Here is a 24,599-nt window from a genome sequence, read left to right on the forward strand (position 1 = left end):
GAATATAAAAAGGAGGAGGTATTTCAAATGAAAAAGAAATTGTTTAGTGGGTTGTTGTGTGGAGTGTTAGCAATTGCAGCAGTTACGGGATGTGGTTCAGCAAACAAAGCAGAGGCAACAAATGAGTCTGCTAAAGAATCAGTCACAGTGGAAGGTGCAGCAGAGCTGTCTGGAAAACTGGTTATGATGACAAATTCAACTGGTGGAACATATGAGGCTGTTGAAGGAATCGTTCAAGATTTTATGAATCAGAATCCAGGCGTGAAAATAGATTTATCAAGCCAGGGATCAGACTATGAATCTCTGATGAAAGCCAAAATGGCTGCCAATGATCTTCCTGATGTTTTTGCCACACATGGTTGGTCTGTAAACCGGTACAGTGAATATTTACTTACTCTAAACGATCAGGATTGGTACCAGAATTTGGATGATGAGATTATTCCTGTAATTAGTGATAAAAATGGAACTATATACACTATGCCATTAAATATTGATAAAGCCGGTATTATTTATAATACAGCGATTCTTGAGAAAATTGGCTGTGATATTCCTAAAACCCTGGATCAGCTTCTTGATTGCTGCGGCAAGGCAAAAGCTGCAGGATATACACCAGTTTATCTGGCAGGAAAAGATGCTGGGAAAACAGCGGGTTTGCTGAATATTCTTTTGAACTCTTTTATGGCTGCAGGCGAAGATAATGAAGTAGAGGCTTTAAAAGCGGGAACGATTACCGATGATGCCTTTGTACCTGTTTTTGATTTTGTTGTTGAACTGAAAGACAAAGGATATTTTAATGTAGATTATGTAACAGCGGATCCTACATCCATTCCTGAAAAACTAGCAAGTGGACAAGTTCTTTTTGCATTGGAAAGTAATTCTACTATGGCTGATGCCTATGCGCTGAATTCAAACTCAACTCTTGCTATGATGCCTGTTCCTACAACTAATGAAAATACGAAAGTATTTTTAACAGGTGGAGAAAAAGAGGCTTATGGTATCTGGAAAGACAGTAAGAATCAGAAACTGGCAAAAGCATTATTAAACTTCATGGCTAGACCCGAAAATATTGAAAAAGTATCGGCTGGCAGTGGAATGCCGGTGAGTATGAAGAATGCCACAAGCAATCTGGATAGTAAAATTCAGGAAAGTTATGATAAATATAGTGATATCCGTGTATTAAATAAATTTGACCGCGAGTGCTTCCCAAATGGAATGTGGAGTACGATGAAAACGGTAGGTACGTCTTTGATTGCTGGTGATTTAAATTCCAAAGAAGCTTCTAAAATGTTCTTTACAGACTACACAAATTTCAAATCGCAGAACAAATAATAGGTAAAGATATGAAGTGAGGTTACCAAAATGAAGCATTTTCTAAATTCTGAAAAGGGATTAATTATTCTTAGTGCGCCTGCATTAGTTCTTATTTTAACGTTTGTAATATACCCTCTCATTCAAGGATTACAAATCTCATTAACAAATTGGAATGGGTATTCACAACAGTATACTTATGTGGGATTTACAAATTATATACGATTGGTTACAGATAATATGTTCCATACTGCTTTTATTAATACTCTTATTTACGGATTTGGAAGCGCTGTCATTCAGACGATCTTGGGACTATTATATGCGTTATTTTTACAAAATAATTTTTGGGGGAGGAATATTACAAGAACGGTTGTTTACATACCAGTAATGGTTTCATCCTTGGTTTCTGGTTATATCTGGTATTTTTTAGTACAGTATGATCGTGGTGCCATCAATGATATTATGATAATACTGGGGCTACAAGCGGTTGATTGGATGGCTGATGGTGTTAGAGGAGTAATATTGATAACGTTGATTAATGGTATTAATTATGTTGGAAAAACTATGATTATTTTCACAGCTGGTTTAAATGGGATTCCAACAGACTATTATGAAGCCTCTGCATTGGATGGTGCCGGGAAATGGGATCAGTTTCAATATGTAACAGTACCCCAGCTAATTCCGGCATTTACCACAAACATAATATTAAATTTGATTGGTGGTCTGAAACTATATGGATTAATTATTTCACTTTCTGGTGGGGGTCCTGGCTATGCCTCTCATTCCTTACAGACATTAATAAATCATATGTATTTCAGCAATCAGAATGCTGGTTATGCTGCTGCAATAGGTGTGGTTACATTCCTGTTTATTATGTTCATCAGTATTGTGGTTAAAGGTCAGATTGATAAAAAGGCAGGTGAACTGGCATGAAATTAAAAAAGTTTTCTCCTAAAATTTTCATAGCTTTGTTTATTTTACTCATTCACTTTATACCTTTTTATATTTTGATTTCAGTATCTTTTAAACGACAAATGGATTTGAGCTCCAGATGGCAGTTCCCTAATTATATCTATTGGGAAAATTTCATAATAGCAATGGTAAAAGGCGATTTAATACGTGCGCTTGGAAATACACTATTCATTACTGTGGCATCAGTATCATTAATTGTGATCTTTGGATCAATGGCAGCATATCCTCTTGCCCGGGTAGCCAGCAGTTTTAATAGATTTGTGCTTGCATTTATTTTAGCGGTAATGATGATTCCTCCGCTGAGTGTGTTAGTACCATTGTATAAGACAATGATACTATTAAAGGGAATTAATTCGTATTGGGGTATCGTTTTGATTTCAGTTACATACGATTTGCCGATTGCTATTTTTTTATACAGTAATTTTATTTCAACAATACCAAAAGAATTAGATGAAGCAGCAATGATAGATGGTTGCAGCAGACTGGAAGCATTCTATCGGATAATTCTTCCTTCACTAAAACCTGTAACTGCCAGTGTAATTATCTTAACAGGTGTCTATATTTGGAATGATTATTCTTTTCAACTATATATTTTGCAGAGAAAAAACATGAGAACAGTAACGCTTGCAATTGCTTCTTTTTTTACAGAAAATGCTGCAAATTTGAATGCTGGAGCGGCAGCCTCTTTATTGGTAATAATACCACCGATTCTTTTGTACCTGGCAATGCAAAAATATTTTGTAAAAGGGATAACCGATGGTGCTGTGAAAGGATAATAAAATGGACAAGATAAATACAAAGAATATAGGACGGAAATTCAATTCAGATGGAACTGTGCGGTTCTTTCAAGGAAATACTATTATTAGTAAAATAAAGAGTGATAATAATATATATCCGATTGCACTTAAGGTTTCTAAGCTATTTCAGGAGGGAAACTTCAGTAATAAATACTCTTTTTTGCCTGATGAAAGTTTCCATATGACAATCATTCAAGGTTTATGCGATGAAGACCGAAAAGAAGAACTGTGGAGTAATTATCTGCCTCTTGATGAATCACTTACAAAAGTTGATGATTTTTTCGAGGAAAAGTTTAAACAGATAAAAACCATGGATAAGACAGAAATGATATTTGATTATGTTGATATCACAAATAATATTATAATCATAAGGTTTATACCGAAAAACGAAAATGATCAGGAAAACCTGAATAGATATCGTAATGATATATCTGCAAATTTAGGAATCAAATTCCCTGATCATGACAGATATGGATATCATATCAGTATCGCCTATCAGCTATGGGAAATGGACGAAGCCGAAAAAGCAGAAATTAAGAAAATCAGGGATAAGGTAGAACGATGGTTAATAAAAGAATGTCCTTCATTTAAGTTAGAGCAGCCGATTTTGACTTATTTTGATAATATGTTCTATTTTAATGAGGATAGAATTCCTAGACATTAATTTGGTAAGAGCATATTAAAAAGAAAGCAGTTGATTTTCACAATATGTAATGTGAACAACTGCTTTTTATTATAAAAGGACTAACTTTGAAACAGAGGTGCTGCAAAATGATTCAATCGTTTGATTGTTTAAGAGAAATGAATTATATATCTTTGAGCGTAAAGCTGATGCTTGCTGTTTTTTTAGGTGGATTAATAGGAATTGAGCGAACAGGAAAACGGAGACCTGCTGGTTTTCGGACATATATGTTTGTGTGCGTAGGGGCAACACTAGCAATGTTACTAAGTCAATATGAAATTCAGATGCTGCAAACGGTATGGTCAAATATGGTCAACATAGCAGAAACAAAGATGGATGTATCAAGATATGGTGCACAGGTAATAAATGGTGTTGGCTTTATCGGAGCCGGAACCATAATTGCTACCAGGAGACAGGAAGTAAAGGGATTAACTACTGCTGCAGGGCTATGGGTCTCTGCTTGTATGGGACTTGCAATAGGAGTCGGGTTCTATGAATGTATTATTTTTGCTTTCATACTGGTTTGGTTATCAATTAAGGGAACGCTATTTATTGAAAGCCGGATCATTGAGAATTCAAAAAATATGAATCTTTATATTGAATTTGAATCATTAAATGATATAAGTTCTATTATTACTTGTATTAAGACACTGGACATTAAAATTTATTCTGTTGATATCGATCGGGGAGAAGAGAAAAAAATGAAGAGTCCTTGTGCAGTATTTGACATACGTCTTGAGAAAAAGATGTCACATGCAGGGATTATTAGAATGATTTCAAATCTTCACAGAGTATCAACTGTTTATGAATTATAGAAAGAAGATAGGGCATGGTATTATGATGTACATATTTGGAGAGATAAGGGATGTTACTATACTTTCAACATGTATTCGCATGTGTCTGGCAGTCATATGCGGAGGACTGATCGGGTGTGAAAGAGAGTTAAAAAGACGTCCGGCAGGATTTAGAACACATATTTTGGTTTGCCTGGGTGCGGCAATGACAACTTTGACTGGACAATATATATACTTTTATTTACATTATCCAACGGATATGTCACGTCTGGGAGCGCAGGTAATAGCGGGAATTGGTTTCATTGGAGCAGGAACAATTATAACCAGACGAGAGCGTGTAAAAGGTCTGACTACAGCAGCGGGATTATGGACAACGGCTATTATTGGTTTATGTACTGGATCAGGTTTTTATGAAGGTGCTATTTTATCAACAGGAATAATTTTGTTTGCAGAATTACTGTTATCTAAACTTGAATATAAAATATTGGAGAATGTTCCAGATATAAATATTTACATGGAGTATAAGGATAACGAATGTTTCGAAAGTGTATTGAAGTATTTTGATACGAATGGAATTAAAATATTGAATTTGGAAATTACCAGGTCTAAAAGTAATAATAAATATAATGCATGTGCAATTTTCTCCATTCGTATGAAGCGACAGCATATAGTCAGGGAAGTTATAAATGATATGCAGAAAATGAATGGTATCTATAATTTGTTTGAATTGTAGTCAACGCCTTGCAAAAATCCGACAAAAACACGAAGAGAGATATCAGAATATGGAAGAAAATACAGTGCAAATACCCAGATGTCAAAGAGTCGTCGCTTTTTACTCATCGTGTCCACTTTTATAATACAGATCCAGAATATATTCAGGATGCAAGCAGGTACCCCTAAGAGTAGAGCAATGCCACCGGATAAATCGGTGGCATTAATTAAGCGAAGAATTACGATTATCAGACTATATCCTTTAATATTCAAATTCATAAGAATCAGACATCTGATAGTTACTGGAAATGGCATCACTATTTAGCTTTTTCTGACGCAAGGACTTATCAGAGCTGAGCAATGCGGTAAAAAGTATGTCAATGACATATAAAAACATGATGTTATTGGATAAGGAAATAGAATTAGTCGCTACAATCTTATCGCATATTACAAATTTATAATCGGAGATATCATTTAATTTTGGCGAATCGTAGCTGGTAATGGTTAAATTTTTAGCACCGCGTTCGATGGAAGCGCCAGCGATCTGAAAAATATCACGCATGGTTATGGATGGGGCGATGATAATCGACAGGTCGTCCGGTGTGATATTGGTCGCCTGAATCCTCATTTCCAAAATATCTGTATATGCTTTGGAGCGATATCCGATCTGATCGAATCGAAATCGCAATTCATTCGCTATAATCGATAAATTAGAAAGAGAAAAAATATGAATATTTTTTGCGGACTTAAGCGCTTCCACGGCTTTCAGTACTGTATTTTCGTCTATAATAGCAGATGTATTAATCAGCATTTGGCGATAATCAGCAGTTACGGAAGAGATAAACCCACCATCTGTTGAATTCGTATTCTGCTTCATCATATTATTGTAAAAGTTCTCCTGAGCCAATGCGATTTTAAAACCGTTGAACCCCTTAAAACCGATTTTTTTGCAGAATCTGTTTATGCTTGCCTCCGATGTGCCTGTTTCTTTCGCAATTGTGGTTATGGTGCTGGAAACAACCAGATCTGGATGGTTTATTACATATTGACTGATTTCGTTTTCGCTCAGCGTAAAATTGTGTTGCATGGATACTATTTTCGAAATTACAGTAGATACCATTTTACGGACTCCTTATGATTTATTAATGATATTATACGATATTGTACCGATAAATGCAATTCTAAACAAAATCTATGAAAAAAATCTTCAAAAACTTTCAAAATAGCTTCAGAATTATTGACACGTAATGAAAAGTATGTTAGCATAATAACGTAAAAACAAGTAATATTCACGAATAACTGTAGGAAATACACAAAAAAAGCAAACTGAGCTGTAAAAACCAATCAAAGACAGTGAAAATGATTTTCATAAAAATGATAAAATCATTTTCCTCTTTGCAAAAAATGAAAATGGGAGGTTTGGATGGAACGTTTTTCTTATGAGAAAGAATATGATGTGGTCATCGCAGGAGGCGGTGTTTCCGGTGCAATTGCTGCTATCGCCTCAGGCAGAAGCGGAGCCAGTACGTTAGTTGTTGAGCAGAACGGGTACTTCGGGGGATCGTTAACCGGTTGCGGTGTCGGTCCTATGATGACATTTCATGCGGGAGAGCAGCAGGTTATTAAAGGGATTATGCAGGAAGTTGTGGAGGCTTTGGTGGAAAAAGGATATTCTCCAGGTCATATCAAAGATACCACACAGTATATAAGCTATCTGACTCCGTTTCAGTCAGAGGGATTAAAACTTGTGCTGGATGAAATGATTCAACAGTCAGGCTGCGATGTTTTATTTCACACTGCCATCGGTGATGTCTTGGTAGAGGAAGGTAAAATATGCTCCATAATTGTCTGCAATAAAGATGGGCTGCACAGAGTAAAAGGCACGGTATTTGTAGATGCTACCGGTGACGGTGATGTTGCAGCCTGGGCAGGAGCTCCTATGACAAAAGGAAGAGAAGGCGACGGAGCGATGCAGCCAATGACCATGAATATGAAGTATTGCAATGTGGATACGGACAGTTTAAAGAAGCACATGGAGGCACATGCAGAAGAGTTCCCTCGTATGGTGAATAACATTGCTCTCATGTTTCAGACTTCCAGACTTTCTTTTGCGGGTTTTGAAAAGGAATTCAGGCAGGCAAGAGAACGAGGCGAGCTTGATATTTTAAGAGAGGAAGTTCTTGCTTTCGAAACCAATACGCCGGGTGAATTTATTATAAATACTACAAGAGTTCTTGGGATGGACGGAACCAATGCGGTATCCCTTAGTGAGGCAGAATTCCTGGGAAGAAAGCAATGCAGAGATCTGGATCTCTTTTTAAGAAAATATGTACCGGGATTTCAAAATGCCATTTTAGAGTTTACAGGCCCTTCTATTGGAATACGGGGATCCAGACAATTAAAGGGAATTTATACTTTAACTGCAAAAGATATCCTGGAACGAAAAGAATTTTCAACGGTCATTGCTCATTCTGCCTATCCAATTGATATACATAATCCCAATGGAGAAGGTACGGACAGCGCATTTGTTTCAGAACCAGGAACCTTTTATAGTATTCCGTATGAGGTCATGGTCTGCAATGAGATTTCTAATTTATTGGTTACTGGAAGATGTATATCCGCTACCTTTGAAGCACAGGCAGCGATTCGGACAACACCAACTGCAGGTGCACTCGGTCATGCATGTGGGGCTGCAGCAGCACAGGCTGCGAAAGAAGGCGGTGATATAAGGAAAATCAGCACAGCAGAACTTCAGAAACAATTGTTGAAGGAAGACGCTTATTTGCAACTGATATGCCATAATTAACAACACGAAATTTAGCAGAGGAGGATTTTTTTATGACGTTACAAATTATTGGTATTCTGGGGCTTTTTCTTATCATGGTAGTTCTTATGATGACACGAAAGCTGCCAACGATTCTGGCATTACCCATTCTGGCAATTGGCATTGCCATAATTGCCGGTATTCGTTTTACAGGCGGGGAATTCAGCATCACGAAAGATGTCATTGAAGCCGGTTCCATGAGGATGAGCACCGCAATTGCAGGTTTGTTTTTTGGTGGTTTCTTTGGTAAAGTTTTATCAAAAGTAGGTGTAACGAAAACCATTATTCGTAAGGCAGCAGAAATGGCAGGAGATAAGCCGTTACCCATCGCGCTGGCATTCCTGGTTGTCTGCTCCGTGATATTTGCAGCTTCCAATGGCCTTGGTATGGTTATTTTAGTTGGTACGATTATCATACCAATTATGATCAGTGCAGGGTTAAGCCCTTTGGTCGCCGGAACGGTACTTCTGCTGGCGAACGGAATCGGAGTTACTTTTAGTGTAAGTACCTTAGCAGTCTATATTGATGTATTAGGATTAACACAGGATCAGGTTACTTCATATTCTCTACTCTGCGGAATTCCCTTGATTATTGTAGGGCTGGTAATGATTTTTTACTTCACAAAATTCAGCAGCAAGACAAAAAAGGCCTGGGCTATGCCTTCTGCAAATGATCTGGCAGCTGAAAAAAATGTAAGAGCAATCGCTTTATTAAGCCCGGTCATTCCGGTTGTGCTGGTTTTTGTGTGGCATTTACCATTGATTTCTTCCATTATCATCGGTATTATTGTAACTTTAATCCTCTCTACTCCTAGAAATGTAGTGCAGGTGGTTTCCAGCTCTTTCGTAGAGGGGATTCAGGAAACTGCCGGAGCGGCAGGGCTGATGATTGGTATTGGTATGGTATTGAAAGCAGTAACAGCAGTCGAAGTCTCCAATATATTAGCTCCACTTGTAAATGCAATCATTCCCACCAATCCCATTACATTTATTTTGATTTTTGGATTATTGTCACCTTTGGCAATTTACCGCGGACCACTGAATGTATGGGGATTAGGAAGCGGAATCGTAGCGTTACTGGCTGCCAGTGGTATGAATCCTGTTGCGGCAATGGTAGCATTGCGGCTGGATTCCAATGTACAGTCTGTATGTGACCCAACAAACTCACACAATGTATGGATTGCTGATTTTACTAAAATAGATGTAAATGAATTCACAAAAAAGAATATTTTATGGATTATGGTTTCTACTTTCATAGGACTGATCGTAGCAAGTTTTCTTATTTCATTATAATTAAAAAATTAGTATGGGCTGCGTAAATCAAACAGAGTTTCGCAGCCCTCTGTTCAAATTAGATGTAGTTTGCATAATGGTTTATTAATTTAGAAAACAAGGAAAATTCAATATAGATAGAGAAAACAGACAGATGGATTACAATTGAGAGAGGTGCTTACATGGGAAAGAAAGTCAGGATAGGAATCGATGTTGGAGGTACATTTACGGATGCGGTAATTATTGATAATGCAACGTATGATGTGATTGCGAAAAGAAAGATACCAACAACTCATAAAGAGGGAGTTGCCATTGGTATCGTGAAAATTATTTCTGAATTAATGAATGAAAATAATATTTCGCCAGAGGATGTGGTATTTATAGCTCACGGTACGACGCAGGCAACCAATGCACTGTTAGAAGGTGATGTTGCTTCAGTAGGAGTCATCGGAATGGGAACCGGCTTAGATGCCAGAAGTGCCAAAGGTGAGACGAATGTGGAAAGAATTGAACTGGCTCCCAGCAAATATCTGCATACAGAGCATGTTTTTCTGGATACGAAGGAACTGTCAGATCAAAAAATTGAAACGGCAATTGACACATTACTTGAAAGAAAATCAGATGTAATTGTTGCTTCAGGAGCATATAGCGTGGATGATCCATCAGCGGAACTGATGGTCATGAAAAAAGCGGAAGACAGAAAACTATATTATACAGGGGGGCATGAAATTTCTCAGCTGTACGGTCTCAAAATGAGAACCAGAACAGCGGTAGTCAATGCAAGTCTGATCCCCAAAATGATGGAAACAGCCAATATGACAGAACAAGCCGTTTTGGATATGAAAATTCAATCCAACTTGATGATTATGCGGTGTGACGGTGGAGTTATGAGCATAAATGAAGTCCGGAAAAGACCCATCCTTACTATGCTGTCTGGTCTGGCAGCCGGAGTAGCAGGCGTTTTAATGTATGAGAAAATATCAGATGGTATCTTTTTTGAAGTAGGTGGAACCAGTGTTGATATTTCCGTAATCAAAAACGGCAAGGTTATGATTAAGTATGCCCAGGTAGGCGGCCATAAAACATATTTGCAGTCTTTAGACGTAAGGACTCTTGGAGTTGCCGGCGGCAGCATGATACGGATAAAAGATAAAAGAATCGTAGATATCGGACCGAGAAGCGCACACATTGCAGGTGTGGAATACGAATGTTTTCAAAAAGATGAATCCTTAAACAGCGGAGAAGTTAAATTTGTAAGCCCCAGAAAAGATGATCCTTGTGAATACGTACTGATTTCAGCAAAAGATGGAAACAGTTATTCCTATACGCTGGCAGGTGCAGCCAATCTTTTGGGATACATTCCAGAGGGAGATTACGCAAAGGGTAATGAAAATTCAACCAAAGCGGCATGGAAGGTATTGGGAGATTATTTGGGAATATCGGCAGAAGACGCCGCCAAACAGGTTATGGAACTGGCCATGAAAAAATTGGTAGTCGTAGTGAACGATTTAATTCAGGAGTATGAACTAGATCGTAAATTTATTACACTGGTAGGAGGCGGCGGAAGCGGCACCGTATTGGTCAATGCACTGGCAGAGCATATGGGCTTTAAGTGGAAACTGGCAAAAAATGCACCATACATTTCTACCATCGGTGTAGCACTAGCAATGGTCAGAGAGCAGATGGAACGTACAATCGTAAATCCCACCGAAGATGATATTAAAAAAATCAGAATGGAAGTAATCGAAAAAATCGTGCAATCCGGTGCCCAGGAAGATACGGTAGATGTTTCGATAGAAATTGACAACCAGAAAAATATATTAAGAGCAATCGCAACAGGAGCTACAGAATTAAGACAAAAGGATTTGAGCAGTCAGGCGTTATCAAAAGCAGAATTACAAAAAATTTCGGCAGAAGCATTGGGAGCAGAAGAAAAAGAAACCCAGTTTCTCATGGAGACAGGCAGGTGGAATGTATACAAAGCGACTGTCAAGAAAAAAATCTTTGGAATCATTCCAGCCAAAAAGGAAAGCATCTGCGTTATAGACAGAGAAGGTGTGGTTCGATTAAAGAAGGAAAAAGCCTTTGGCCTGCTTTACAAAAAAGGGAACAGATCTTCTTCCTTTAACAGTTTTTTAGATGAACACACCATTTATTCCGATGCAAATGCTACCATTCCAAAAGTATATATATTTTATCGCGAAAAGATGCTGGATTTAACGGGTATGCAGACGGCGGAACAGCTGTATTCCATACTGGACCTGGAGACAGAAGCACTATCTGAGCAGGAAGAGATCATTGCAGTAGCATATAAATGATGCCGGAGTTTGTAAGGAGCGCAGTTATGATTCGAGATGAAGTATTGGGGTTATGCGAACTGACAAATGATTTACTGTATCATAAAATACCAAAGGATAAGGTTAGCCTTTATATTGAAGAATCACTGGAAATTGGAAAGAGTGCTGCCCAGGCTTATAAAGGAATGGATATCATCGAAGTCTGTAAAGAGAGTGGAGTTGAAATCCAGTTCTTAAAAGAAAGCAAGAAAACGTACGGGGTTTCGTTTCGCGCCCATGTAGAGATGAGTCAGAAACAGACAAAAATCTGGATTTATGAAGGCTCATTGGATGACCTGGCGAAAAACAGTAAATTTGCTGGCAGAAAGTCGATTTCTTATCAGGATGCCCTTCGGATTCATTTGAGTCATGAATTTTTTCATTACCTGGAATTTAAACAAGATCGGTTTGTATCCGCGATACTTCCCAAAATCGTTCCATTTCAGGTATTTGGCTTAAAAATAGAAAGAAGTATCAATCGCTGCAGTGAGATTGCAGCCCATGGATTTGCAAAGGAATTGTTACAACTAGAGGAGCTGCCAAATATCTATGATTATATATATCTGATAAATTCCGGACAGATGAAGCAGGAACATTTTTTTGATATGATTCGAAGTTACGAAAAAATTCTTGAGAAGTCGGTGACTTGAGCAGTTAATTAACAATTAAAGGGGAATATAGGGGACAAACATGCTGATTCAATTAGAAAATGAATTTTTTCATGGTGTTGCTGATACGTACGGAGGAGAATTGATTTCACTGAAGGATAAAAATGAAGTGGAATATTTATGGGGCGGTGATGAGGCCTATTGGGTGGGGCGTTCTCCCCACCTGTTTCCAATAATCGGAACTTTGAAAAATCAGGAAACCAGGATTAACGGCAGGAGATATTCCATGGAAAAACATGGATTCGCCAGAAACACTTTTTATGAGGTAGTGAAGCAGACAAAAACAGCCGTTACCTTTTTATTAAAGGATACAGAGGAAACAAAACTTAAGTATCCATTTGCCTTTTCCTTTTATGTGACACATACTTTACAGACAGAAGGATTTACTACGTCTTACCGGATCGTGAATGAAGGCAGAGAAGAGATGCCTTTTTGTGTGGGAGGGCATACGGGAATCAGATGCCCAGTCAGAGAGGGAGAATCCTTTGCTGATTATCAAATTCAATTTGAGCGACCGGTTTCCTTAAAGGCCTATTGTCCAGCCAGCGATGATCCAGTCAAGAAAACATCAGAACTTTCGTTTCTAGAAAAAGAGGACCATTTCACACTTAATTATGATTTGTTTGCAGAAGGGCCAATTATTTTCAATCAGATATCGGAACACACCCTAAAGCTAATAAATCCTAAAAGCAAAAAGGGAGTGGGATATACCTTCGAGGGCTTTCCTGTTTTGGCTCTATGGACGATTGGCAAAAAACAGGCTCCTTATCTTTGTCTGGAACCCTGGCATGGTCTGCCGGCCTTTGAGGAGGATGGGGAAGAGCTTAGAGAGAAGCAACATAGTATCGTGTTAGGGCAGGGAGAAGAAAAAATACTTTCCTATCATCTTCAGGTTTTATAGGAGAACATGCAGGATAAAACAAGAAATCTTAACTATCAAATGATTTTTTAAAGTTCATTAAAGGAAATAAGGTAATGGTGCATGAATATGAGAAAAGGTATACTTAAACTAATGCTTTTGTTGTTTACGGTTCTATGCATAATGCAAAGAAGGTTTTCGTTTTTGGATGTGTTTCTCTTCATGATTGGAGCCGCTTTGATTTTTCTTTTATATAAACAAGATTCAGGAAACAAAACAAAGAATCTTGTAATTGGAAAAATAAGGAGTGGTAATCTAATCATCAGCCAAAAGGAGAGGCTAGATTCGGATCAGAAATTTATCTTGGAGGAATTTTCAAAGATCGCGAAAAATTTTAAGATTTATGTAAGTGAGATATCCGATTTGAGTCATTCAGTGATTGAAACCACCAGTGAGTCGGAGAAACTTTCAACTACGATGGAAAAGCTGAATCATGAATTAGCAACCGGTGCGAAGGAGCAGGCAAGGCGGATAGAAAACAGCATGAACTCTGTAGAAGGATTGGCTCAAAAATATGATGAAGTAGACAGGGCGATGAATGTCATTGAAAGTAAATTTCAATTGTTAGAAGATTCTAGTTTGATAGGTGGATCCAGTGTTTTAGATACCCTGGGAAAAAGTACAGAAGCAAGGGAAGCTTTTTCCGAAGTCTTTGACAGCATTGAGAAATTAAAGGAGAAGGCACAAAATATCTATCAAATCATATCTGCCATTACAGACATTGCCAAACATACGAATTTGCTGGCACTAAATGCTTCCATTGAAGCCGCTAGAGCCGGAGTAGCAGGGAAAGGTTTTAAAGTGGTTGCACAAGATGTGCACAGGCTGGCAGAGGAAAGTAAAAAATCTGCGGGAGACATTTATCAGGTAATAGAGGATATGATTCAAGAAATCGAAGCGACCGAAGCCATTATTCTGCCAACGCAGGAAAAGCTCAATCAGCAATTGGAATCTGTCAAAGCGGTAGGGGATAGCTTTCATAATATCGAGACTTGTATGGATGAATTTGCTAACCAATACAGTTGCGTTAAAAGTAGTCTGCAGGAATTACAAATGATTAAAGACCATATCACAGGGGAAATAGAAAATATCGCTATGGTAACCGAAGAAGCAGAGGCGTCGACAGGAGAGGTAGTAGAATTAAGCCTGAACCAAAAAAATTCCATGGTGGTACTGTCAGATATAGCGAAGAAATTAAGCAATAAAATCGAGAGTGCAGAAAGAGCCATTGGATACTTTAATGTGGAAGCAGACAATAGAAAATATACGAGAATCGGATTTGTGACTGTTTTGCCAGAAACCGATCCCTATATGAGCAATCTGGTAGAAATAGCAAGAACGACAGCAAAAAAATATGGTTATGAACTGCTATTACGATATCCGGAAAATTATTTAAATAGTAAGCCAGAAAAACAAGTAGAAATTATCCGTGACCTATTGGAAAAAGAGGGTGATATTGATTACCTGATTCTTCATCCATGGGAACCAAAAGTACTTACCCCGATTATCAATTATATATATGAAAAGGGAATCCGGACAATTTGTATCGACGGTGATCTGCCAGAAAGCAAGCGTTTAGCCTATATTGGTACCGATAATGAAAAGGCAGGAGTCAGTGTAGCGGAGGCGATTATAAAGTTGGCAAAAGGAAAAGGCATTGTTATATTAAGTACAGCAAGAAGCAGCAGGATTGCTTCTATAAGAATAAAGTCAGTAGAAGAATATATAAAAACTCATTCGGAAATAGAAATTGTAGATGTAGAAATAGACCATGGAAGCATTCAGGATCGATTGCAGTATTTAGAAGCGGCCATGAAAAAATTTCCTGATTTAAAGGTAATTGCAGGGCTTGATTTGCATTTTGTAAAGGTAGCAGAGCAGATTCGTAAGTTACCAGAGATAAACGAGGTTAAGTTAATTGGATTTGACGCTACTGAATATAATTGCAATGCAGTGAAATCCGGATCCGTGGATGCATTGGTCACCCAAAGACAAAACTTATTTGGTCAGATGGCACTAAAAAAAATTTTTGACCTGGAAAGTGGAAATCAGATCAAGGAAATAGAATTGCTGGATACTTATACCATTACAAAAACAGAGAAAAATAAAGAAAATAGCAAGTCTTATCAGCCATATGATAAATCTATTGGAAGGTGTAAAGGAAAATCATAAAAAAGGTTGGAAGGGAAGCTGATTGTAAGAGACTCCTGTTAAACAAATTCAAAGATGTCTTGATATAGGAATAGTTTTAAATATTAGGAAAAAATGAAGATATTTGGCATCTAAGGGAAGACATAAGCAAATAGGAATAGGAATAAAAACAAATAAGGAGGAATCAGATTTCATGCTATGGAAGTCAAGAAAGAAACAAATTGTTCTACTTATGAGTGTTATTTTATTATTTCAGTTTAGCTTTTTCGTAAGTCCCGTACAAGCAGGCAGTAATGTACAAATTGTAGTAAGTCAAGCTGGGTATTCAAGCACCGCTTATAAACCTGCGTTCGTAATTACCGATGAGACACTAACGGATACCGCTTATCAAATTTATCGTGGGAGTACCTTGGTTGCAAATGGGAGACTAACGAAGGAAGGGAGATATTGGGGGGATAAGGAGGTATATACCATTGATTTTACCTCCTACAAGCCAATCGGAGAAAACTATACAATTCGATATAATGGAGTTTCCTCTTATCCTTTTTCGATTAAAGAAAATATTTGGAATGATTATACCGATGAGATGACAGCGTTTTATCGGCTATTACGCACCACGGATACACGGGCAGCGTATCCACAAGGATATAGCAGTATTGCACCATCTGATAAAATTTTTCACCCAGAGTCTTTTTTGGATGATGCCAAGGATAAAGATACAGGAATCAACTATGATTTCACAGGAGGATGGTTCGATGCAGGAGATTATGGGAAATATGGCGGAAATCAATGGGTACAAGCCAATATTGCAATAACTTATCTAAGAAATTTTAGCAGCAGTAACGTACAATTTGATAATGATCAGAATGGAATCCCAGATTTGCTGGATGAAGCAAAATATGGATGCGAGTACCTTTTAAAATTTGCAGAGCAAACGCAGGGAGCAGTCTATAGCATTAAAAATTATACTTCCTTCCAGCATCCAGAAAAAGCTACCGATAATATTCCGGGAACTGCAGATGATCCGTTTTTTATTTTGTCCCAATCAACTGGAAAATCAGAAATACAGACTGGTGGGTCCGCCAAAGCGGCAGCTTCCATGGCTGCCTGTGCAAGAGCGATAAAGCTTGCTTTAGAAGAAAATAAAATTGCTTCAAATCAAAGAGCGCAGATGGAGTTGTTTTTAGGAAAATGCCAGCAAGCTGCCGTTACATTCTACCAATATGCATTAAGCCATCCCAATGGTACAGAAGGCTCCTACTCTTCGATAGGAGGAATTAACAATCCAATGCTTCTTGCAGAAGTAGAATTATATCTACTTACGAGTGAGGATAGTTACAAGAATGCCGCAATTGCTAAAATCAACAAACTGACCATCAATGATATCCGCTGTACCAATTACTGGGATCTACGGCCTCTGGCTCTGGCTGAATTTTATCCGGAAGCAGATGTGGCTGTTCAGAATAAGATAAAGACGCTGTTAAAATCTGAAATGGATTACTTTCTTTCTTCTTCCAATGATACACCCTATGGAGTTGTCAATGAGTTTGGAGACTTTGGAGTTAACGAAGTACAGGCCTCCTACGTAGCAGATGCGCTGCGGTATTATGAATTGTTTCAAGACCCTAAGGTCTTAAAGGCTGCTCAAAAGGGAATGTACTGGTTTCTTGGAAACAATCCATGGAATATCAGTTGGGTATCAGGAGTAGGAACCAAGTATGTCCGTTATGTACATACCCGACTGGATGAAGAGTCCAAAAATATAAATAATCAGGGAATCGTATTACCAGGGGCTTTGGTCGCGGGGGCAAATCGGAAGGACCCTAAAAATAAAGTAAGCGAGTCCCCTTGGTATGAAGATAGAGCCTTTTATAACGATGATACCAATCAATGGCGTCATAATGAATATAGTGTCAGTATAGAAGCAGGCTTCTTCTATGCTATGTTTGGACTTGCGAATTTGAATCAAAAGACAGTTGGTGGCGAAAATGAAGAAGATATTGTCATAACTTCCCCTGTCATCGGAGATATGGTTACAGGTCAGGTCAAAGTAATGGCGACGCCCAAAGAAGCCAGAAGTACAATCTCATACTCTGATACAAGAACAGCTTCTGCTTATACAGAGATGGAAGCGGAAAATGGTATTTATACGGCTTATGTTTCCACTGATACGATAGGTGACTATGACAGTAAGAAAATATTTATCAAGGCATATGATGAAACAGGAACTTCACATTATACCACAACACATTTAACAAAAGCACCTGCTTTACCTGATCCATCCCATCCACTTCTCTATGATGGATTTCATAAGGAGGGAAGTTGGGGGGCACAAGGACTTGGCTGGGTAAACTGGTATAACCAAAATGGTGGAAGAGGTAGCTATGCCGAGGTATTGGTAGATGGAAAGACGGCAGGCAAATTTACGCAGACTTCCAGTGCCACCAATTCGTATGCTAAGTTCGAGCCATGGCACGACACGGTGGATTTGACGGGGTATCGTTATCTAAGCTTTACAATGAAGAATCCAGGTTATTCAAACTCTCGGATCAAGTTGGAATTAAATGATGGAGCAAAGACCTATCAGCTCTCAGGGGGGGATTTAAATGTCCCTTCTGCTTGGATAACCTATACCTATGATTTAGCAAAAGTATCCGGACTTACAGATAAAAGTAAGATTCATATGCAGCTATGGTTAAGCCAAACAGCAGTGGGATATGGAGAAATGCTAGTGGATGAAATCACTGCTTACAATCAATATACAGGGACACCACCTGTTATCCTTGATCCAAGTGTAGACAAAAGTACGGGGACAGATGCTTCCTCCTATACTTTCCAAGCGATCTATGAGGATGCAGATAACCAAAAGCCTTATGCTATGCAATTGGTCATTGACGGAGTTGTAAAAACGATGGTAGAAACAGACCCTGGTGATGTGACCTACACAGATGGAAAGCGCTATTCCTGTACGACGCGCTTAGGGGCGGGAGCACATTCTTATTATATTAGAACTACGGATACCAGCAGTGACATGGTAAAAACAGAGGTTTTGGAAGGTCCAGCGGTTTCTTTAGCGGTATTGAATTTTGATACGCAAAAGTTAAAGTTACTGAGTATTTCGCCAGGTGATTCGAGAGGGGTCATTCAAGATCTGACAGCCAATGGTGCCTTGCTAGATAAGTTTAATAACAACACCGCAAACGATTACCTTGTTTATCAACTTTTTGTACCGCAAGCAGGAACTTATGATGTGAGTTTGGTGATACGAAAAAGTCCAGATAGCGGAATATGCCAATTGGCAATTGACGGAATAAACTTCGCGAATCAATGGGATGCTTATGCAGCTGCAAATTCTTATCAGACATTAAATCTTGGAACGATTACCTTCTCGTCACCAGGTGAGAAGTCAGTACGTTTTACAACGACTGGTAAAAATAGTAATAGTAAGGGATTTAATCTAGTAACTGATACCATTACCTTGAGCAGACAAGAATAGGATAAACGCAAAACAATAATAAGAGAAGAAAGGAGGTGGTGAATAACAGTTTGAAATAAGGGGTACGAAAAAATGCTGGAATTAATGAAGAGATTGAAAATCCATTTGCATTCTTACAGTCAGTTTTTGCAAGGTTGCCGATATTCAACCTCAACATTCACCTCTTCGGGTTTTGCAGTATGTCAGTTGAACAAAAGACGTTTGGTAAGAAAAAGTTGAAAGCGAAGCTCTGAGGGTGTTCCATAACCCTATTGGTGCGTTTCGCGGAAAGGCGGGGGTACACAAATGAAGTGTTTTTTTAAAACAAAAAGATTACTGGCAATTATGATGTTATTAATTTTTGGGTTCTCGTTTGGGAATCTGGTTACAGTAAAAGCAGCCGATGAGTATGATACGTTGCGAGAAAAGTGGAAAATGAAATTGATTGATGGGGAGTCTGCCAATCTATCGGATTCGTATGTTGCCAGAGCAGTCAAACAGATTACAACAGAAGCGCAATCCGTAAGACAGACCATGGATAAGACAGGTACTAAGACCTATATCTGGAGTGATCTAAACAGTGGTTCTGTATCGGCACAGCTTACTACAGCATATGAACGCATCAAATCTATGGCACTTGCCTATAATACCTACGGCTCTTCACTCTATCAGGATAGTAGCCTGCTAAGTGATATTATATATGCGTTAGATTGGTATAATGCAAATAAGTATTATTCAGGAAAAACTTCCTACCAAAATTGGTGGGACTGGCAGATTGGAGTACCTTTGGCATTGAATGATATTACCATATTAATGTATGATCATTTAACTCCAGATCAGATTACTGCATATATGAGTGCAATAGAATTTTATCAGCCGACAGTAGAAATGACAGGAGCTAATCGTGCATGGGAATGTGAGATAATTGGAGTCAGAGGGGTTATTGTAAAAGATTCTACAAAAATAACAGCTGCGGTAGACGGATTGAGCAGACTGTTTGATTATGTTACAAGTGGGGATGGATTTTATACGGATGGATCCTTTGTGCAGCATAACTTTTATGCCTACACAGGAGGATATGGAAAAGACTTGTTAAAATCCATGACGAACATGCTTTATTTGGTGAATGGTTCCAGTTGGCAGATATCAGATTCTGATGCCGACAATGTATTCCAATGGATCTATGATTCTTACGAGCCAGTTATCTATAAAGGTAATTTAATGGATATGGTTCGCGGCAGAGAAATTTCCAGATACTACTGTCAGGATAATTTAGCTAGCATTCCAGTTATCTCTTCGATAATAAAATTAGCGGAAATTGCACAGCCAGCGGATAAAGCAAACTTTAAGAGCATGGTGAAGTATTGGCTTACTTCAGATGATAAGCATACATTCTTAAACAATGCATCGATACCGATGATTCAAAATGCCACCTTGATTCTAAATGACACTACAGTATCGGCATGGGGGGAAAAGAAAGCATTCCATTCTTTTGTCGGGATGAATCGAAGCTTACAGGTTACCGCAAATTATCGATTTGGAATCAGCATGAATTCAAGCCGTATTGCAAATTATGAGTCCATTAATGGAGAGAATGCAAAGGGTTGGCATACTTCAGACGGTATGACCTATTTATACAATGCTGATTTGAGTCAGTATAATGATGATTTTTGGCCTACGGTAAATGCTTATCGATTACCTGGAACGACAGTGCTATCCAATACTGCTTCCACAGCAAATACCAAGAATGATAGAAGCTTTGTTGGAGGTGCGACTGCCGGAGAGTCTGGTATTGTTGGAATGGAATTAAAAGATGCATCGTATACCCTTAATGCCAAAAAGTCCTGGTTCCTATTCGACGATGAGATTGTTGCACTTGGTTCAGGCATAAATAGTAGCGATGGAATCAATGTAGAATCAATCATAGAAAATCGTAAGCTTACTCTGGCAGGAGATAACACAGTGTTGGTAAATGGGACACCGGCGGTTGCCACCAAAGGGCAAGAAGCAACTTTAAATCAGGTTTCTTATGTAAATCTATCGGGAAATGTAACAGGAGCAGATATTGGATATTATTTCCCGGATTCTCCACAGATTCATGCTTTGAGGGAAACAAGAAGCGCAGCTTGGTCAGAGATTGATACCAGATCAATTACACCAAAAACGAAGATGACGAACAACTTTCTTACCATGTGGTTCGATCATGGAAGCAATCCTACGAGTGGTACCTATTCCTATGTCATCTTACCAAATAAGAATAGTGCACAAACAGCCAGTTATGCTAGTAACCCAGATATCACCATTCTTGAAAACTCAGTAGAAGCACAAGGCGTAAAAGAAAAACGCTTGAATATGACAGGAGTTAATTTTTGGAATAATGCAACTAAAACAGTAGGAAATATTACTTCCAACAGTAAGTCTTCCGTTATTACGAAAGAAGAAAATGGAACGTTAGAGATTTTAGTCTCTGATCCGACCCAAGAGGGCAGGGATACCATTGATCTTGAAATCAATCATAGTGCCACCTCGGTATTGGAATCAGACAGCAATATTGTGGTAACGCAACTTGCTCCCACGATAAAGGTATCGGTCAGTGTGGTAGGGGAAGGGGGAAGGACTTTCCATGTCAAACTTGCAAACACTGGGCAGGTTAGCACTCCACCGGTTCAGTCCATTACACTTCCTTATGTGATGGAAGCAGAGACGCTTCCTGTTGTCTCTACTTCGGATAGTCATAAAGTAAGTACCAGTTCCATTGCCAGCGGAGGACAATATGATTTATTCAATGCAAATGCAGTTGGAGATTATATTGATTATAAGATATCCGTACCCAAATCAGGGACCTATCAAGTGAAGGTGCGTACTTTAAAAAGTACTGCCAGCGGTACCTACCAGTTGAAAATGGGGTATGACGATTTTGGAACCATACTGGATGGATATTACACCGCAGGCAACTATCAGGAGGTTATCGTCGGAAACATTACCTTTAATGGGCCGGGAAATCGTATCCTTCGATTTACCTGTACGGGCAAAAATGCTTCCTCCAGTGCATATAAGCTTTCTTTGGATAGTATCAGCTTAAATCAGGTCCCATAAGAACAGTCGGGCCAGCCGTCCGGCAACTAAAAACTCCATGGCGTTTGCCATGGAGTTTTTAGGATATTTGTATGGAATTATTATTTACTTAGTTGAAGTTCTAATTTGGCAAGCTGGATGCAACCCATGATACCCTGATCATCATGCAGAGCAGCTGGTACAATATAATGCTCCAAGTGGTTCATTTGCTCTGTGCAAACATAACCATTTAAAAACTCTTTTACTTTGGTGCGAATCATCGGAAATAACTGTTCTTGATGCATCACACCACCACCTAGTACGATTCGATGTGGAGATAAGGTTAATATGTAGTTTGCCAAAGCCTGTGCTATATAATAAGCTTCCAATTCCCAGACTTTTTGTTCGTCCTTTAGTTCAATCGCTTTTTTGCTCCAACGTTTTTCAATCGCGGGTCCAGCAGCAAGACCTTCAAAACAATTTTGGTGATAAGGACAGCTTCCGGTAAAGGAATCTTCTGGATGCTTGCTGAGTAGAATGTGTCCGGCTTCAGGATGTAGCATACCGTGTAGCAACTGACCATTTTGGTAGACACCAACGCCTACGCCAGTTCCAATGGTAATGTAAATACAAGATTTTAAGCCTTTCGTACTTCCCCAGGTAGCTTCTCCCAAAGCAGAAGCATTGACATCGGTATCAAAGCCGATGGGGATCTGTAATTCTTTTTTGATTGCACCAACTAAATCAAAATTAGCCCAAGCTAATTTTGGGGTAGAAGTGATGTATCCATAAGTAGAAGAGTTTCTATCCAAATCAATTGGACCAAAGGATCCAATGCCAAGTGCTTCAATATTTTTATCTTTAAAATACGCAATAATATTTGGAATGGTAATGGCAGGAGTCTCTGTTGGTATAGAAACCTGCTCCAATATTTCTCCATTTTCATTTCCTACGGCAAGTACCATTTTAGTACCACCTGCTTCTAGTGCTCCGAATAACATAGTTTACCTCCAAGTATGAAATATCTTCAATAATGTACAAAAAAGCAGTCTCCTTCTTTGTCTATTTTACCATATTTCACCACAAAAAAACAGTAAAATTTGCACTTTTATGGTCAGATTATATAGGTTCTCTGGAGGAAAAGTAAGGTGAGAACTGTGCTTATTTTCTTTTTCTCAATTGTAAATGGACTGTCTTCTTTTCCCCGGTCAAGGAAAAGCGAAGAAAGATTACTTTATTTTGTATAATTTTCGTTTCAGCTTCCTCACTGCAAAAATCCAGTTCATAATCAGTTAGATCGTCCCAATAGGTAAGTCCAAAAGGAATGGGATTATGATAGCCGATTTCATAGGTAAGGGTAATTAATTCCTCTGTTTTTTGATAGTCAGTTATGAATACTTGTGGAATGGTTTCAGTAAATTCTTCATTCATATTCCACTTGCCGATATAACTTCGAAGTGTGTGTGGTGTGCACTCTCCTTTTAAAAAGGCCATTTGGCAGGAATTATCATAATACAGGAAGGTTTCTGGCCAGGGACCTATCGGGGCTCCCCCTAGGGTTAGGGTATATTCATTTGTATCCGGGCGGATCGGTGAATCTTCCGTCAGGATATAGCTGCTGGCTGTGACCGGATTGCTGTCGTGATACTTTAAAATAGCCTCAGGAAGCGTAGTCATAGTAATTGGATACTGAGTAATGTATTGAAAAAACAAATCCATCATGCCGATGCATTCCGTCACGTGGGATGCAGGAAACACTTGAAAACGTTCAGTATACTCCATTTCATGGGATTCCTGTTGCTGAAGAAAATACACGGAATCATTGTGGTCTGTATTTTTTAAATACTCATCAAAGACCTTTTTCCAATATTCTATGTTTTCTCCTGTGCATAATCCTGCCCGCAGTACATCATTGGGGTCTGTTGAGTAGATACAGGGACTTCCACTATGATAGGTAGCGTTAAAATCTCTTGCAGTCCATTCACAGCCAACGATTTTACCCTTTCCAGGGTGAGGAATTTTATAACGGTTGCTGTCCACATACCAGAAGCCCCAGGGAATGCCTCGGTGTGAGATTCCATCCCACCAGGTCTGTTCCCAGCAATAGCCCCATACACCCTGAAAATCCAATTCTTCCAAGGCCAGTATGATTTCAGGAGAAATCTGCCCTCTGGCAGCTACCTTTGTTTTGACCCATGGGAAAGCATCTTTTACAATATCCCAATCTTTGGTTAAGAGTTTCTTAAATTCCTCTTTTCGGTTTCTTGGATCTTGCCCATACATCGGGCACTGAAGTATGACATCATCACCATAGGCTTCATGCCAGTCTTTGATCCAGTCCTTGATAATTGGTACAGAACCGCCGTTTACAATCCAGGTAACTGGGATATTGTACTTATGGGCTAATGCAGCCGTTTGTTGGATACCATCTACTGGGGTGCCTTTCCCCCAGTCGGTGGCGAAGTTTGATGCATAACTTACAAAAGTATAAATTAAATTTTTCGGTTTCATAATTACCTCCTGTTACTTTTTTTATACTATCATCGTAACAAAAAGTTCACTTTCCGTATATGGTGGCATTTGGGACTCACATGCTCATTATGCAACTGGGGGTTGTTCATATGGGTAATCCATTGC

17 protein-coding genes are annotated in these 24,599 nt (G+C 38.8%); 14 read left to right on the forward strand and 3 right to left on the reverse strand.

The genetic code is table 11. The features are described 5' to 3' along the window. Positions 1–27 precede the first annotated feature (27 nt). The 6 genes from RT269_RS11090 to RT269_RS11115 all read left to right on the forward strand — a co-directional run bounded on the left by RT269_RS11090 (position 28) and on the right by RT269_RS11115 (position 5,286). Entirely contained in the window at positions 28–1,329 is a 1,302-nt protein-coding gene (locus RT269_RS11090) for an ABC transporter substrate-binding protein (RefSeq protein ID WP_313182612.1), read from the forward strand. 30 nt (positions 1,330–1,359) lie between these two features. Next, complete coding sequence (locus RT269_RS11095; RefSeq protein ID WP_313182613.1) at positions 1,360–2,241, forward strand: carbohydrate ABC transporter permease; 882 nt, start codon at positions 1,360–1,362, stop codon at positions 2,239–2,241. Continuing rightward, positions 2,238–3,056, forward strand: a complete 819-nt coding sequence (locus RT269_RS11100) for a carbohydrate ABC transporter permease (protein WP_313182615.1) — start codon at positions 2,238–2,240, stop codon at positions 3,054–3,056. The genes RT269_RS11095 and RT269_RS11100 overlap by 4 nt, the downstream gene beginning before the upstream one ends. 4 nt (positions 3,057–3,060) lie before the next feature. Next, positions 3,061–3,741, forward strand: coding sequence for a DUF1868 domain-containing protein (locus RT269_RS11105; protein ID WP_313182617.1), 681 nt, complete (start codon positions 3,061–3,063; stop codon positions 3,739–3,741). A 107-nt stretch (positions 3,742–3,848) separates the two neighbouring features. Further along, the gene (locus tag RT269_RS11110; protein WP_313182619.1) at positions 3,849–4,574 is read left to right on the forward strand and encodes an MgtC/SapB family protein; all 726 of its coding nucleotides are present in this window, start codon (positions 3,849–3,851) and stop codon (positions 4,572–4,574) included. Continuing rightward, positions 4,564–5,286 carry an MgtC/SapB family protein gene (locus tag RT269_RS11115; protein ID WP_313182621.1) on the forward strand — a complete coding sequence of 241 codons (723 nt, stop codon included), beginning with the start codon at positions 4,564–4,566 and terminating at the stop codon, positions 5,284–5,286. Before RT269_RS11110 ends, RT269_RS11115 begins: the two co-directional genes overlap by 11 nt. Positions 5,287–5,526: 240 nt before the next feature. Here the strand turns inward: RT269_RS11115 and RT269_RS11120 are convergent, their stop codons facing one another. After that, positions 5,527–6,384, reverse strand: coding sequence for a MurR/RpiR family transcriptional regulator (locus tag RT269_RS11120; RefSeq protein WP_313182622.1), 858 nt, complete (start codon positions 6,382–6,384; stop codon positions 5,527–5,529). 303 nt (positions 6,385–6,687) lie between these two features. Here RT269_RS11120 and RT269_RS11125 point away from each other — a divergent pair, with 303 nt between their 5' ends. From RT269_RS11125 to RT269_RS11160, 8 genes are all read left to right on the forward strand, one after another. Next, positions 6,688–8,070: an FAD-dependent oxidoreductase gene (locus RT269_RS11125; RefSeq protein WP_313182623.1), complete on the forward strand. Its 1,383-nt coding sequence runs from the start codon at positions 6,688–6,690 to the stop codon at positions 8,068–8,070. A 32-nt stretch (positions 8,071–8,102) separates the two neighbouring features. Further along, entirely contained in the window at positions 8,103–9,380 is a 1,278-nt protein-coding gene (locus RT269_RS11130; protein WP_313182625.1) for a citrate transporter, read from the forward strand. 161 nt (positions 9,381–9,541) lie between these two features. After that, positions 9,542–11,677, forward strand: a complete 2,136-nt coding sequence (locus RT269_RS11135) for a hydantoinase/oxoprolinase family protein (protein WP_313182627.1) — start codon at positions 9,542–9,544, stop codon at positions 11,675–11,677. A gap of 26 nt (positions 11,678–11,703) precedes the next feature. Then, a complete protein-coding gene (locus RT269_RS11140; protein WP_313182628.1) occupies positions 11,704–12,345 on the forward strand; it encodes a hypothetical protein in 642 nt (213 codons plus the stop codon). A 40-nt stretch (positions 12,346–12,385) separates the two neighbouring features. Further along, positions 12,386–13,264: an aldose 1-epimerase family protein gene (locus RT269_RS11145; RefSeq protein ID WP_313182629.1), complete on the forward strand. Its 879-nt coding sequence runs from the start codon at positions 12,386–12,388 to the stop codon at positions 13,262–13,264. 87 nt (positions 13,265–13,351) lie between these two features. Next, a complete protein-coding gene (locus RT269_RS11150) occupies positions 13,352–15,454 on the forward strand; it encodes a substrate-binding domain-containing protein (protein WP_313182631.1) in 2,103 nt (700 codons plus the stop codon). A 172-nt stretch (positions 15,455–15,626) separates the two neighbouring features. Beyond that, positions 15,627–18,929, forward strand: coding sequence for a glycoside hydrolase family 9 protein (locus RT269_RS11155; protein ID WP_313182632.1), 3,303 nt, complete (start codon positions 15,627–15,629; stop codon positions 18,927–18,929). 285 nt (positions 18,930–19,214) lie between these two features. Beyond that, on the forward strand, positions 19,215–22,004 hold the full coding sequence (locus RT269_RS11160; protein ID WP_313182634.1) for a polysaccharide lyase family 8 super-sandwich domain-containing protein: 2,790 nt from the start codon (positions 19,215–19,217) through the stop codon (positions 22,002–22,004). A gap of 80 nt (positions 22,005–22,084) precedes the next feature. On the opposite strand, the gene RT269_RS11165 is transcribed toward RT269_RS11160, so the two are convergent. Continuing rightward, positions 22,085–22,963 (reverse strand): ROK family protein, encoded by an 879-nt coding sequence (locus tag RT269_RS11165; RefSeq protein ID WP_313182635.1) that lies wholly within the window; start codon positions 22,961–22,963, stop codon positions 22,085–22,087. Between the two features lie 160 nt (positions 22,964–23,123). Then, positions 23,124–24,473, reverse strand: coding sequence for a hypothetical protein (locus RT269_RS11170; RefSeq protein ID WP_313182636.1), 1,350 nt, complete (start codon positions 24,471–24,473; stop codon positions 23,124–23,126). Positions 24,474–24,599 lie beyond the last annotated feature (126 nt).

This window comes from Lacrimispora sp. (genome assembly GCF_032078915.1).
GTDB lineage: Bacteria > Bacillota > Clostridia > Lachnospirales > Lachnospiraceae > Lacrimispora.

What these genes read in the sequence shown, in the direction of transcription:
- RT269_RS11090 (WP_313182612.1), top strand. Translation starts at nt 28, where the DNA reads ATGAAAAAGAAATTGTTTAGTGGGTTGTTGTGTGGAGTGTTAGCAATT.
- RT269_RS11095 (WP_313182613.1), top strand. Translation starts at nt 1,360, where the DNA reads ATGAAGCATTTTCTAAATTCTGAAAAGGGATTAATTATTCTTAGTGCG.
- RT269_RS11100 (WP_313182615.1), top strand. Translation starts at nt 2,238, where the DNA reads ATGAAATTAAAAAAGTTTTCTCCTAAAATTTTCATAGCTTTGTTTATT.
- RT269_RS11105 (WP_313182617.1), top strand. Translation starts at nt 3,061, where the DNA reads ATGGACAAGATAAATACAAAGAATATAGGACGGAAATTCAATTCAGAT.
- RT269_RS11110 (WP_313182619.1), top strand. Translation starts at nt 3,849, where the DNA reads ATGATTCAATCGTTTGATTGTTTAAGAGAAATGAATTATATATCTTTG.
- RT269_RS11115 (WP_313182621.1), top strand. Translation starts at nt 4,564, where the DNA reads ATGAATTATAGAAAGAAGATAGGGCATGGTATTATGATGTACATATTT.
- RT269_RS11120 (WP_313182622.1), bottom strand. Translation starts at nt 6,384, where the DNA reads ATGGTATCTACTGTAATTTCGAAAATAGTATCCATGCAACACAATTTT.
- RT269_RS11125 (WP_313182623.1), top strand. Translation starts at nt 6,688, where the DNA reads ATGGAACGTTTTTCTTATGAGAAAGAATATGATGTGGTCATCGCAGGA.
- RT269_RS11130 (WP_313182625.1), top strand. Translation starts at nt 8,103, where the DNA reads ATGACGTTACAAATTATTGGTATTCTGGGGCTTTTTCTTATCATGGTA.
- RT269_RS11135 (WP_313182627.1), top strand. Translation starts at nt 9,542, where the DNA reads ATGGGAAAGAAAGTCAGGATAGGAATCGATGTTGGAGGTACATTTACG.
- RT269_RS11140 (WP_313182628.1), top strand. Translation starts at nt 11,704, where the DNA reads ATGATTCGAGATGAAGTATTGGGGTTATGCGAACTGACAAATGATTTA.
- RT269_RS11145 (WP_313182629.1), top strand. Translation starts at nt 12,386, where the DNA reads ATGCTGATTCAATTAGAAAATGAATTTTTTCATGGTGTTGCTGATACG.
- RT269_RS11150 (WP_313182631.1), top strand. Translation starts at nt 13,352, where the DNA reads ATGAGAAAAGGTATACTTAAACTAATGCTTTTGTTGTTTACGGTTCTA.
- RT269_RS11155 (WP_313182632.1), top strand. Translation starts at nt 15,627, where the DNA reads ATGCTATGGAAGTCAAGAAAGAAACAAATTGTTCTACTTATGAGTGTT.
- RT269_RS11160 (WP_313182634.1), top strand. Translation starts at nt 19,215, where the DNA reads ATGAAGTGTTTTTTTAAAACAAAAAGATTACTGGCAATTATGATGTTA.
- RT269_RS11165 (WP_313182635.1), bottom strand. Translation starts at nt 22,963, where the DNA reads ATGTTATTCGGAGCACTAGAAGCAGGTGGTACTAAAATGGTACTTGCC.
- RT269_RS11170 (WP_313182636.1), bottom strand. Translation starts at nt 24,473, where the DNA reads ATGAAACCGAAAAATTTAATTTATACTTTTGTAAGTTATGCATCAAAC.